The organism is Streptomyces sp. NBC_00400 (genome assembly GCF_036048035.1).
GTDB lineage: Bacteria > Actinomycetota > Actinomycetes > Streptomycetales > Streptomycetaceae > Streptomyces.
Window position 1 is genome coordinate 1,114,042 of the sequence record NZ_CP107940.1, and the last position, 12,800, is coordinate 1,126,841.

Consider the following 12,800-nt stretch of genomic DNA (forward strand, 5'->3'; position numbering starts at 1 on the left):
CGGCGGCGTTCACCGACAACGGCGTTCACGGTCGGCGGCGTTCACGGTCGGCGACGTTCACGGTCGGCGGCGTTCACCGGCGACGGCGGGCGGCGGGGCGGCGACGGCGGCGGGGCCGTGACGGGGCGGGGCGGCAGTCCCGCGGTTCAGGACGCCTCCGCATGGCCACGGATGCGCTCCACTTCCGCCGCCACATCCGTGAGCGTGGCGCAGTCCGGGACCGGCAGCAGATCCGGCAGACCGCCGGCCGGCCGGCGGCGCGGGTCCTCCAGGGCATCGGCCATCGCCGACAGCGCCTGGCACAGCCGCTCGGCCTCGGCCACGCTCGGGCGGCGGGCGCCGTGGTCCAGGCGTACCGCGCAGGCGGTCGCGGCGTCCACGATGCGTTCGGCCGCGGTGACGACGGTCAGCCAGTCGGGGTTGCGGTCGCGGGCGGCGAGGAGTTCGGCCGCGGCGGTCTCGGCCGCCGCCCTGGCCTCCCCCAGCGACCGGTAGGCGGCGCGGCGCAGCGTCAGCCGCCGGGCGGGGTCCGTGCCCGGTGCCGACTCCAGGACGTGCCGGAGGAATTCCTCGGTGCTGTGCAGCGCCGAGGTGACGCGGTGGCCGACCCGGCGGCGCGGGTCGGCGAGCCGTGGCAGGTGCCCGACGACGAGCACGATGCCGCAGGCGATGGAGGTGTCGACGACCCGCTCGGCGGCGGCCTCCTGAGCGCCGCCGGCGTAGACGAACGACAGCACCATGAGGGTGATCGCCACGGTCTGGAGCGCGAAGTGGCGCGTGGCGAACGGCAGCAGCGCGCCGCCCACGCCCGCCACCAGCGCGGGCCACCACGAACCGGTCAGCACCAGGCCGGCCCCGGCGAAGACCAGCACGCCGGCGACGGTCCCGGCGAAGCGGTTGACCGTACGGGAGAAGAGCGGGCCGAGGTCGGGTTTGACGAGGAAGGTGGTGGTCGCCGGGAGCCAGTACCAGTGCTCGGGGCGCAGCAGCAGGGCCACGGCGGCGCTCGCGGCGATGCAGACGGCGACCCGCAGGCCGTAGTCCCGCCCGGCGGGCCCGAACAGGCTGCGCCCGCGCCGGGTCCGCCCGCCGGCGGCAGCCACCGCCGCACGGGCCACGGTGCCCGGCACGGTCAGCCAGGCGGGGCGGCCGGCGGGGGCCGGTGCGGGCGGTTTTGGTGCCGGGGACAGCGGCTCCCGGCGGGCGAACGCGACCGCCGCGTCCAGCAGCGCCTGGTCGAAGGCGCCGCGTGCGGCCGTACTGGTCTCCGGGGCGGACAGCCGGCCCGGGGACCGTCCGGTGCGCAGGGCCTCGGCGAACTGCCGGGGGCTGCGCGCCACCCGGGACGGCAGCGGCCGGGCCTCCCACAGCAGTGCCACGCTGGCCTCGCACAGCGCGGTCGCCGCGGCGAACCGCTCGGTGAGCAGCCGCTCTTCCGTACGGGCGGGGCGCCGCAGCAGCCTGCTGGTGAGCCGGCGCAGCCGCAGGGCCTCGTCGGCACGGTCCAGCGCGGCGGTGAGGCGGCGCCTGGCGGGCTCGGCACCGGCCCCGCCGGCCGCGCCCAGGGCATCGGCGAGCGCATCGAAGACCGTGGCGACCGCCGCCCGCTCGCCGCTGAGCGCACCGCCGGCGGGTCGGGGCGAGCGCAGTACGAGCCGCAGCAGGAGCAGCCACAGGCAGCCGGCGAGGACGAAGAGAGCCTTCGCCCAGGGCGCCCCGGGCAGCGGCATCCCGGCGCCCAGGACCGTGGTGGCCAGCATCTGCATTCCGGCGTTGGAGCGCACCGGCCCGGCGACGCTGCCCGCGCCGGAGACAAAGCCGACGGCGAACAGCGCCGGAACCATCCACCAGCCCGCACCGGCCGTCTGCAACGAGGCGCCGATCAGCATGCCGAACGCCGAGGCGAGGGCGGGCAGACCGATGTGGACCATGCCGGTGCGCCGGGTGCCGGGACGGTCGTTGACCCCCGCCAGCATGGAGCCGAGCCCGCTCAATACGCCGGGCGCCGGGTGGCCGGTGGCGATGCCCGCGCCCAGCAGCGGTCCCGCACACAGCGCACCGCGGGCGACGGCCGCCCAGGGCACGGGCAGCCGCTGCCAGCGGAACGGGTGGGCCAGCCAGGCGGGCACGGCGCGCTGCGCGCGGAGCATGGGCCTCCTCAGACGACGGCGTACGGACGGCAGGAACGGAATCCGAGGGGCGACATCGGCCAACGGTGCTGGTACCACCCTAAGGTCCGGGCTTGTCCGGACCACTGCCGCGGGGTTACCGCAAGATCACGAGCGCACGGCCGGAAGGCGGCCCGCCCCCGTGGCTGTCAGCCGTCCTGCCCTGCCTCCCCCTCGTCAGCTCTCCCCCACCCTCGTCAGCTCCCGCCCCACCCGTTACCGTCCCGCCATGGCGATCAACACAGGCGGCATGGACATAGCGGTGATCGGCGGCGGCGTGATCGGACTGACGTCGGCGATCGCGCTGGCGGAGGACGGGCACCGGGTGCGGGTGGTGAGCCGGGACGCCGCGGGCGCCACGACCTCGGCGGTGGCCGGCGGGCTGTGCTGGCCGTACCGCATCCGGCCCTACGAACGCGCGGTGCGGTGGTCCGTGCGGTCCTTCCATGTGCTCACCGCGCTCGCCCGGCGGCCGGAGGAGACGGGCGCCCGGATGGTGACGGGCACGATGACGGACGCGACGGACGACGGGCGGGACACGCACCCCGGCGACCGCCCCGACGACGATCTGGCCGCCTGGTACGACGCGGTGCCCGGATTGCGGCGGGCGAGCGCCGAGGAGCTCCCCGAGGGGCATGCGGCCGGGTGGCGGGCCCGTACCCCTCTGGTGGACATGCCGGCCCATCTCCGCTACCTGGAGCGGCGGTTGTCGGCCGCGGGCGGCAGCGTGGAGCGGCATGAGATCACCTCGCTGACCGGGGCCGGCCGGCGTGCCGACGTGGTGGTGAACTGCTCGGGGCTGGGCGCGCGTGAGCTCGTACCCGATCCGGACGTCCATCCGGTCCAGGGGCAGCTGGTGATCGTGGAGAACCCCGGTATCGAGGAGTGGTACGTGTCCGCCGACACGGGGTCCGCGGACACGACGTATGTGCTGCCGCAGCCGTACGGCGTGGTGCTGGGCGGGACGGCGCGGGAGAACGCGTGGTCACGGGAGCCCGATCCGGCGGTGGCGGAGGCGATCGTGGCGCGCTGTGTGCGTCGCTTCCCCGAGCTGGCGGGGGCCCGGATACGGGAGCACAAGGTCGGGCTGCGTCCGGCCCGCCCGGCGGTACGGCTGGCGGTGGAACGGCTGCCCGACGGCACACCGTGCGTCCACAACTACGGGCACGGGGGTGCGGGGGTGACCGTGTCCTGGGGGTGCGCGGACGAGGTGCTGCGGAGCGTACGGGCCCTCCGGGAGGGTGACGGGCCACGGGGCCGGTGACGGTCGCGGGGCCCCGCCCGGCCACGGCGCCGGGCCCGTGACGCCTGGCCGCCGGCCGGCCGGCGGCCACCCGGGATTTGTGAATCGGCGCCGGACGAGATGAAGTTGCCGCCCAAGGGCGCACATCCCTTTACCGGCCTCGTGCGTCTCATGAGCAAGCGGCATTTCCATATTGCCGCACTTCAGGGGCATTTGGAGTATACATTTTGAAAAACCGCAAAATCGGCAAAAGGGGCATGCGTCGCGCATCCGCGGCGGTTGTCACCGCGGGAGCCGTCCTGACCGCAGGAGCGCTCGCCGCTCCGGCACAGGCCGCCACGCCCACGCCCCCCGCGATCGTCGCCAAGGGCGGCTTCGTGATGAACAACGGCACGGGGAAGTCCCTCTTCACCAAGGCCGCTGACACCCGCCGGTCCACCGGCTCCACCACCAAGATCATGACGGCTCGGGTGGTGCTGGCGCAGGCGAACCTCGACCTGGACGCCAAGGTCACGGTCCAGAAGGCGTACAGCGACTACATCGTCGACAACAACTGGGCCTCCTCGGCCAAGCTGATCGTCGGCGACAAGGTCACCGTCCGCCAGCTGCTGTACGGGCTGATGCTCCCGTCCGGCTGCGACGCGGCATACGCGCTGGCCGACAAGTTCGGCAGCGGCTCCACCCGGGCCGCGCGCGTGAAGTCGTTCATCGGGAAGATGAACTCCACCGCCAAGTCCCTGGGCCTGACGAACACGCACTTCGATTCGTTCGACGGCATCGGGAAGGGCGCGAACTACTCGACGCCGCGCGACCTGACCAAGCTGGCGAGCAGCGCGATGAAGTACTCCACCTTCCGTACGGTCGTGAAGACGAAGTCGACCAAGCAGAAGGTCATGACGAAGAGCGGTGGCTACCGCAACATGTCGTGGGAGAACACCAACGGTCTGCTCGGCAGCTACTCGGGCACCATCGGCGTCAAGACCGGCTCGGGTCCGGAGGCCAAGTACTGCCTGGTCTTCGCCGCCACCCGGGGTGGCAAGACGGTCATCGGCACGGTCCTGGCCTCCTCCTCGGTGGTCAACCGCACCGCGGACGCCAAGAAGCTGATGGACTACGGCTTCAAGAAGTAGCCCGCCCGGGACGTACGAGGGGCCTGCGCGCAGCCATCCGGCCGCACGCAGGCCCCTTCGCCGTCCCGCTGCCGTCCCGCTGCCGTCCGGCCGCCGCCGCTCCGCACGAGCCCGGTCCTGACGGGCCCGCCGGTCAGCCGGTCAGCCGGTCAGCCGGTGGCGATCCGCGCCGACACGCAGGGGTCCTCGTTGCGGTAGCCGAGGCGGTCGTAGAGCCGTTCGGCGGGAGTGTTGTCCGCAAGCTGCCACAGCGTGCAGAAGCCGTGGTGGCGTACCGCGTACCGGGTCAGCCACGAGGTCAGGGCCGCACCGAGCCCCTGGCCGCGCTGGCGGGCGTCCGTCGCGACGGACGCCATCAGCGGAGCGCCGCTGTCCCGCAGGCTGCTCAGGGCACCGCAGGCCACCAGCTGCCCTTCCGTGCCGCGGATCCCCACCCACAGGGTCACGCCGCTGGAGCCGGGGCCGGTGGAGTGGGCCGGGCTGTGCTCGTTGAGGAAGCCGAGCAGTTCCTCGTGGTGTGAGGCGTCAAGAGTGACCACCCGCTCCTCCGCCGGGTGTACGGGCGGTTCCTCCAGCGTCCAGCGGAAGATCCACTCCACGACGTCGGTCACCGGCAGATGCCGCCTGACCTGGCCGACGGTGCCGCGCGGCCCGGTGAACTCCCGCACCCGCTCGGGCAGGCCCTGCGCGGCACGCAGCACGAGTCCGGCGGCGGGATCCGGTTCGCCGACGCACCACAGATGCCCGCGGGCGTCGTCGAGCCAGGCGGCGGCGCCCTGGCCCGACCAGCTGATGCGGCCGGCCGGACGGCGCCGTGCGGCGCCGAAGCGCAGCAGCGCGCCGCCGGTTTGCCGCTCCAGGCCCTGGTCGAACAGGTCTGTGGTCCGGGGGAGAAGAGTCGTTGCCTGCATCGCTCTCTGAGGGAGTTAAGGGAGGCGAACGGCCCGGACACGCGCACGCGTGACCGGAGTCCGTCCATCTGGGTACAGGGGGAGCCCGGCAGCGGCTGCGCACACGCGCGCCCGGCCGACCGGGGCGTCCACTCTGGCATACCGCCCCCGGGCCGGGGCAAATCAGGGTCCCGGGACCCTCTCCGGCCGGGAGGCGGACGCAGCAGGGGCCGGCCGGACACCACGTCCGGCCGGCCCCTCACCTGCCCCGCGGACCACCTCGGTGACCGCTCACCGGGCAGCCGCATCCGGTGTGGCGGGCAATTCATCAGGGATTCGCGCTCCGGCCTTCCCTCCGGCTCCCGGCGGCGCTACCGACCCCGCCACCGACGGCGTCCTCGCCACCATCGCCGACCCCGCCGCCCTCGCCATTCCCGTTGCCGCCCGGCCCGATCCGGAACTCGAAGTCGCCGTCGTACTGCTCATGGCCCGCGATGACGGCCATCTCGACGGCCTCCTCGCCCTTCTGGCCGCGCACGATCAGCGGATCGCTGCGCAGATCGCGCATCAGCGCCCAGCACATGGCGATCATCACGACCATGAACGGCACCGCGACCAGAATCGTCAGGTTCTGCAGTCCGGTCAGGGCGTCGCCCGAGCCTCCGCCGATCAGCAGCATGATCGCGGCGACCGCGCCGGTCACCACTCCCCAGAAGACCACCACGAGCCGGGTCGGCTCGAAGGTGCCCTTCTGCGAGAGGGTGCCCATGACGATGGACGCGGCATCGGCGCCGGAGACGAAGAAGATGCCGACCAGGACCATGACCAGGATGCTCATGACCGTGGCGAGCGGGTACTGGTGCAGCACGTCGAAGAGGTGGCCTTCGGGCGTGCTCGACCCGCTGAGCTTCTTTTCGGCCTGGAGCTTCATCGCCGAGCCGCCGAAGACCGCGAACCACGCCAGGCTGACCACGCTCGGTACGAGGATGACGCCGCCGATGAACTGGCGGATCGTCCGGCCACGGCTGATCCGGGCGATGAACATCCCGACGAAGGGCGTCCAGGAGATCCACCACGCCCAGTAGAAGACCGTCCAGCTCCGCAGCCAGCTGCCCACATCGGCGCCGCTGCTCGCCTCCGTACGGCCCGCCAGCTGCGGCAGCTCGCCGATGAACGAGCCGAGGGAGGTCGGCACCAGGTTGAGGATGAGGATCGTCGGGCCGACCACGAACACAAAGACCGCCAGGATCACCGCCAGCACCATATTGATGTTGGACAGCATCTGAACGCCCTTGGCGATGCCGGAGACCGCGGACAGGATGAAGGCGAGGGTCAGCACGGTGATGATGATGACCAGCAGGCTGGTGCTGACGCTGTCCATCCAGCCGAGCACCTTGATGCCGCTGCCGATCTGCAGCGCGCCGAGCCCGAGCGAGGCCGCGGAGCCGAAGAGGGTGGCGAAGATGGCCAGGATGTCGATGACCTGACCGCCCCAGCCGTTCGCCCGCCGGGTCCCGATCAGTGGGGTGAACACCGCGCTTATCGTCTGCCGCCTCCCCCGCCGGAAGCAACTGTAGGCGATGGCCAGCCCCACGACCGCGTAGATGGCCCACGGGTGCAGCGTCCAGTGGAACATCGTGGTCGCCATCGCGGTGTCCATCGCCTGGGCGGCGTCCTTGGGGTCGGTGCCCGGCGGCGGTGTGGTGAAGTGCCCCAGTGGCTCACTGACGCCGTAGAACATCAGGCCGATGCCCATGCCCGCGCTGAACATCATCGCGATCCAGGACACGGTCCGGAATTCGGGGTCCTCGCCCTCCTTGCCGAGGGTGATCCGGCCGTACTTGCTCACGGCGAGCCAGATCGCGAAGATCACAAAGCCGGAGGCGGAGAGCACGAATGCCCAGCCCCCGTTGTCGATCACCCAGTTCAGCATGGATGTCGAGGCGTTCTTGAGGGATTCGGTGGACGTCGCTCCCCAGGCGATGAAGGCGAGGGTGAGCAGCGCGGTCACACCGAAGACCACACGGTCGGTCTGCGGGGGCCCGGTCCGCCGCGGGTCTTCGGGAAGGTCCGCGAGGGAAGGGGTGGCACCCCCGTCTCTGGCTCCTTTGACTGTGTCCGACACGTGTCAACCTTTCCATGTACTTCAATGGGTCATATTTTCCTTACCCGTTACCCCCTACCACACGAGGGCAGACGTTCATGGGCTTCGCGACCGTAAGGTGATAACCGGCCCGCTGGTCCAACAGCAGCGGGACGAGCGTGCGCAGCGACTGGCGCAGCGGTACGACGGCGCCGCCCCCGGCCCGCTTCCAGAGCACTCCGTGCAGCGCCAGTTCGTCCTTGACCTGCGCGAACTGTGCCGCGTCGAGACGGTAGGCGCAGGGCGGGGCGGCCAGGACCTCGCCGGCCCCGGGGGGTTCGTTGTCCGCACCGCCGAGGTAGACGGGGCCGCGGTCGGCGTAACCGGCGAGGCGGGCGGCGGCGGTGGCCGCCTCGATGCGTGTGCGGTGCCGGACGGTGAAGGTGAACGCGCCGTCCAGCGTGGCCAGTTGGGAGTCCACCCGGCGCCGGTTGTTGAGCACGGGGTCGGCCTTCTCGGCGGCAGTGAGGGCGTCGACCCGGGTCTCGACGAGCAGTCCGACCGAGCCCTTCACGCCGGTGGTGTTGCGCAGAATCCGTTCCTGGCCGTCGCCCGCGACCTGCTTGACCGGGTCGCCGGTCTCCGGGTCGGTCCAGATGCCGTAGACGCCGGTGGAGAATCCGGCGCGGCGGACGGCGGGTTCGGCGAAGTCCCGGGAGAGTGCGGTGGCTTCGCGGTGCACCCCGTCGGCGGTGTTGAGGTTGCGGGGCCACAGGGACAGCAGGTCCTTCAGGTAATACGGCGCGGTGGGGCCGTATTCGTGCAGGTCGAGGAGGGTGTCGGGGCGGTAGTCGCGGAGGACGGCGGCCATCGCGCGGGACTCGGCGGTGTGCAGGGCCAAATGATCGCGGTTGATGTCCACGCCGTCGGAGTTGCCACGGGTGTCCGCGGCCCGGCCGTCGGGGTTGGCGGTCGGGAGGACCAGCACGCTGGTGTGCTCCAGGAGCCTCCGGACGGCCGGGGCCTTGCTGTAGGCGAGGTTGCGGACGGTGGTCAGACACGCCTCACGCCCGGCGGGCTCGTCGCCGTGCTGGGAGCAGACCAACAGGACGGAGTTGCCCCGGCGGACGTCCGCCGGGCGCTCGGGGGCCGGGGCGCCGATCCTGACGAGCCGGATCGGGCGGCCCTGCCGCGTGGTGCCGATCCGGTCGATGCGCACCCGCGCCGAGGCGCGGTCGACCGTGGTGAGGAACGTCTGCTCCTCGGCTCCGGTGGTCCAGCGGGCACCGCGGCTGGTTTCGAATCCCGTACGGGGTGCGGGGGTTCCGGTTGCGCCGGCGGGAGGGGCCGGCGGGGTCGCGCCGAGGAGGGGGGCCGTCAGTCCGACGACCAGCGTCCCCAGGGCGAGGCGGCAGAAGCGGGACCTCACGAAGGTGCCTCCCTTGGGTGGGCGGTGGGGGTGACGTGCGGTGACGTGGGGCGAGGTGCGGGGTGGGGTGGGGTGGGGCCGCCCGCTGGAGGGGGCGGCCCCGGGCGGTCATCCGCCGGCCGGCATCCGGCTGATCGAGCGCGGCGGGGCGATCCCGGCCGGCGGTGTGGCGGCGGCCGGGTGCCGGGGCGCGCCCGCGGTGGCCCGTGCGAAGGCCGGGGCGCCGCCGGTCAGCGGCAGTTGGGCAAAGGTGCGGGAGAGGTCGAGGGTGAGCTTCGGAGTGGACGCGGGCGGGTCGATCAGGCCGGCGTCGGTTCCGGCCACGATGAGCGCAAGCCGGTGTCCGGCGGGCACGAGGTGATCGCTCGCGGCCAGATTCAGGGTGAGGGTGTAGCGCTTGCCCGGGGTGAGCGGGCGGCCCTTGTGGGGGTCGGCGTAGGTGCCGAGGTCGGCCCAGCCGCGGCTGAAGACGGTGTATCCGACCTTCCGGGTGTCGGCCGCGGTCTCCTTGAAGCAGCCGGTGTCGCCCGGGGTTCCGGCGCCCCAGCAGGTGCGTGTGCCGAGGGTGGTGATGCCCTCGCCGTCGGCCGCGTAGTTGCGGATGGTGTCGGGGCCGAGGTCCACCAGGACGGCGGAGAGATGGGCGGTCGTGGTGCTCGGGGTGGCGGTCACCGTCACCTTGCCCGAGCCGGACAGCCGCAGCGGGGCGCGCAGCGGTGCGGTGCTGAATCCGGCCTTGGCGGGCGTCGGTTCGTCGATCCGGGCCGCCCAGTCGGCCTCGCTCAGCTTCGGGTCGTCGGTGAAGGCCGCACTCGCGCCGTGCGGCGCCTTGGCGGTGCCCAGCACGCCGACGCCGGGTGCGCTGCCGCCACGCGGCCGCAGGGTGGTGGTCCGGGTGCCGGGGGCGGGCCACTGCGGGTCGGTCGACCAGGTGCCGGGGGAACGCTCGATATCGGCCCTCGGGGCGCGGTCGATGCCGTTGTCGTAGCCCATCAGATAGTGGTCGAACCAGTGGTGCAGGGTGGTGACCCACTCCCCGCGGCGGAAGTCGAAGGGGTCGACGTGCCCCGTCTGGGAGAGCCAGATCTTGCGCTCGACGCCGTGCCGGGCGAGCGCGTCCCACCACTGCCCGGCGTGCCGGGTGCGGACGTTGAGGTCCTGCATGCCGTGCACCATGAAGACGCTGGCCCGGACCTTGTCAGCGCGCCGCACATAGTCGCGCTCGCTCCACAGAGCGGTCCAGTCGCCGCTGCGCGGCGCACCGTCGGCGAGCTTCTTCTGCATCGCGGCGCAGCGCTTGTGCGCGTCGGGGCTGTTGACCAGATCCGCGAGGGCGTCGGGGCCCGAGTCGTAGAGCGGGGCGCCCTGGGCGAAGTAGTAGTCGTACCAGGAGGAGATTCCGGCGATCGGGACGATGGTCTTCAGCCCCTTGACGCCGGTGGCCGCGACGCCATTGGCGATGGTGGCGTCCCAGCTCTTGCCGATCATGCCGGTGCTGCCGTTGGACCAGTCGGCGGTGACGGGGGTGCCTCCCGTACGGGCGGTATAGGCGCGGCCTCTGCCGCCGAGCCAGTCGATCACGGCCTTGGCCGACCCGATGTCGGAGCGGCCGCCGACATCGGTGCAGCCGTCCGAGCGGTTGGTGCCCGCGAGATCGACGAGGACGGTCGCATAGCCGCGCGGCACGAAGTAGTTGTCGTAGTAGAGCGGGAACAAGGCCGGCCGGCCGTGGTCGTCATAGGTCTTCTTCTGGCTCTCGTTGCCGCGGCCGCAGCAGGAGTAGTACGGGCTGGCGTCCATGATCACGGGGATCCGGCGGCCCTGCTGTGCGGGTTCGGCGGGCCGCACGATGTCGACGGCGACGCGGTCGGTCCTCCCGTCCGCGTCGCCGTCGAGCCGTGTGTCCACCCAGACCGATTCGCGTATCGCGTGGTCGTAGGAGTAGACGGGTCTGCTCTCGCGGGGCGCCGCCTGCGCGGCGGCCGGCCCGGTCAGGGCGGACAGCAGGGCGGCGACGGCCGCCACCACGAGCAGGGTGAAGGGGGTGCGGAGGATCCGCGCAGGATTCGTCACGGGCGGACGGTAGCGCGGCGCAACTCCCGTGCGTAAGAGCCTGTCCCGCAACCCCGGCGGCCACGGCCGTCGCGGAGGAAGCGGCACCGCAGAACGTGGCCGGGGGCGGCGCATACCGGACACCCCGCCGGCCCGCTGCGACCGGCCGGCGATCAACGGGGCCTGCGGAGGGGGTTCATGTCGGTCATGTGTCAGATAAGGCCATGTACATGACGCCGCCGCTCCCCCGTGCATAGGGTCTGACGAGAGCCATCCCCCTACGAGTTGGAGGACTCGTGCGTCACAGACTCCTGGTCCCGGGTGCGGCCGCACTCAGCCTGCTGCTGGCGATCCCGGCCTCCGCGGCCGGCTTCACCCCGGGCGCTCCGGGTGTGGGCGACAGCTACTACCCCGAGAGCGGAAACGGCGGCTACGACGTTTCCCACTACGACCTGCGACTCAAGTACCAGCCCAAGACGGACCTGCTGGAGGGCACGGCGACGCTGCTCGCCAAGACCACCCAGGACCTCTCGCGCTTCAACCTGGACTTCGGCCTCAAGGTCAGTGAGATCCGGGTCAACGGCAAGAAGGCCTCCTTCGCCACGTCCGGCAAGCACGAGCTGGAGGTCACCCCGGCCACGCCGCTGGAGAAGGGCAAGCAGATCAGCGTCGTGGTGCGCTATGCGGGCAAGCCCTCCGAGCTGAAGATCGACAACTACAGCGCCTGGGCCCGTACACCCGACGGCGGGGTGATCGCCCAGGAGCCGGACGCCGCCGTGTGGTGGTTCCCGAGCAATGACCACCCCACCGACAAGGCGACCTACGACATCTCGGTGGCGGTCCCGGACGGCACCCAGGCGCTGAGCAACGGCGTGCTGGCCTCGCAGTCCTCCAAGCTGGGCTGGACGCGCTACAACTGGCGCTCGGACAAGCCGCAGGCGACCTACCTCACGACGCTGGCCGTCGGCAAGTTCGACATCACCACCGATACGACCGCGAACGGCCTGCCGGTCATCAACGCGGTCAGCAAGGACCTCGGCGCGAACGCGGGCTCGGCCCGGGCCAGCATCGAGCGCACCGCCGAGGCCACCGAGTGGCTGGAGAGCGTCTTCGGCCCCTACCCGTTCAACGCGGTGGGCGGCTATGTGCCGAACGTGCCGGCCCACTACGCGCTGGAGACCCAGACCCGCCCGTTCTACGGCGAGAAGGCCTTCGACCGCGGGACGAACGTCTCCGTCGTCGTGCACGAGCTGGCCCACCAGTGGTACGGCGACAGCGTCTCGCTCAAGGACTGGAAGGACATCTGGATCAACGAGGGCTTCGCCGCGTACAGCCAGTGGCTGTGGTCGGAGAAGGAGGGCGAGGGCACCGCTCAGGAGCTCGCGGACTACGTCTACGCCCAGCACCCGGCCGATGATCCGTTCTGGAAGGTCAAGCCGGGCAACCCGGGCGCGGAGAACCAGTTCGACGACGCCGTCTACGACCGTGGCGCGCTGGCCCTCCAGGCGCTCCGCAACAAGGTCGGCGACAAGGCCTTCTTCGGGCTCCTCAAGTCCTGGCCCACGGAGCACAGGTACGGCAACGCCTCGGTGGCCGACTTCGTGAAGTTCGCCGAGAAGAAGTCCGGAAAGAACCTTGCCGGGTTCTTCGACACCTGGCTGTTCCAGCCGTCCAAGCCCGCGGTGGGCGCGGGCAAGCAGGCGTTCGGCGCGGGGAAGTCGCCGGTCGCCGAGCCCAAGTCGTGGAAGCAGATCGCGGCCACGCACGACGTGCACCGGCGCTGACGCGGCACACGGGCGCCCGCT

General features: G+C 72.0%; 8 protein-coding genes. 3 read left to right on the plus strand and 5 right to left on the minus strand.

The window, feature by feature from the left end; translation table 11 throughout:
- Positions 1-146: 146 nt before the first annotated feature.
- Positions 147-2,150, minus strand: coding sequence for an FUSC family protein (locus OHS81_RS04985; protein ID WP_328382806.1), 2,004 nt, complete (start codon positions 2,148-2,150; stop codon positions 147-149).
- Between the two features lie 247 nt (positions 2,151-2,397).
- Here OHS81_RS04985 and OHS81_RS04990 point away from each other — a divergent pair, with 247 nt between their 5' ends.
- Together OHS81_RS04990 and OHS81_RS04995 are read left to right on the plus strand one after the other, a co-directional pair.
- Positions 2,398-3,432, plus strand: coding sequence for an FAD-dependent oxidoreductase (locus tag OHS81_RS04990; protein ID WP_328382808.1), 1,035 nt, complete (start codon positions 2,398-2,400; stop codon positions 3,430-3,432).
- A 236-nt stretch (positions 3,433-3,668) separates the two neighbouring features.
- A complete protein-coding gene (locus tag OHS81_RS04995; protein ID WP_328382810.1) occupies positions 3,669-4,541 on the plus strand; it encodes a D-alanyl-D-alanine carboxypeptidase family protein in 873 nt (290 codons plus the stop codon).
- 149 nt (positions 4,542-4,690) lie between these two features.
- Here the strand turns inward: OHS81_RS04995 and OHS81_RS05000 are convergent, their stop codons facing one another.
- From OHS81_RS05000 to OHS81_RS05015, 4 genes are all read right to left on the minus strand, one after another.
- Positions 4,691-5,452: a GNAT family N-acetyltransferase gene (locus OHS81_RS05000; RefSeq protein WP_328382812.1), complete on the minus strand. Its 762-nt coding sequence runs from the start codon at positions 5,450-5,452 to the stop codon at positions 4,691-4,693.
- A gap of 307 nt (positions 5,453-5,759) precedes the next feature.
- The gene (locus OHS81_RS05005; RefSeq protein WP_443058653.1) at positions 5,760-7,556 is read right to left on the minus strand and encodes a BCCT family transporter; all 1,797 of its coding nucleotides are present in this window, start codon (positions 7,554-7,556) and stop codon (positions 5,760-5,762) included.
- A gap of 40 nt (positions 7,557-7,596) precedes the next feature.
- On the minus strand, positions 7,597-8,943 hold the full coding sequence (locus OHS81_RS05010) for a M14 family metallopeptidase (protein ID WP_443058654.1): 1,347 nt from the start codon (positions 8,941-8,943) through the stop codon (positions 7,597-7,599).
- 108 nt (positions 8,944-9,051) lie between these two features.
- A complete protein-coding gene (locus OHS81_RS05015; protein ID WP_328382814.1) occupies positions 9,052-11,016 on the minus strand; it encodes a Xaa-Pro dipeptidyl-peptidase in 1,965 nt (654 codons plus the stop codon).
- 275 nt (positions 11,017-11,291) lie between these two features.
- Between OHS81_RS05015 and OHS81_RS05020 the strand changes: the two genes are divergently transcribed.
- The gene (locus OHS81_RS05020) at positions 11,292-12,779 is read left to right on the plus strand and encodes a M1 family metallopeptidase (protein WP_328382815.1); all 1,488 of its coding nucleotides are present in this window, start codon (positions 11,292-11,294) and stop codon (positions 12,777-12,779) included.
- Positions 12,780-12,800: the final 21 nt, after the last annotated feature.

Coding starts and splice junctions, on each gene's coding strand:
- OHS81_RS04995 (WP_328382810.1), top strand. CDS start 3,669: ATGCGTCGCGCATCCGCGGCGGTTGTCACCGCGGGAGCCGTCCTGACC.
- OHS81_RS05000 (WP_328382812.1), bottom strand. CDS start 5,452: ATGCAGGCAACGACTCTTCTCCCCCGGACCACAGACCTGTTCGACCAG.
- OHS81_RS04990 (WP_328382808.1), top strand. CDS start 2,398: ATGGCGATCAACACAGGCGGCATGGACATAGCGGTGATCGGCGGCGGC.
- OHS81_RS04985 (WP_328382806.1), bottom strand. CDS start 2,150: ATGCTCCGCGCGCAGCGCGCCGTGCCCGCCTGGCTGGCCCACCCGTTC.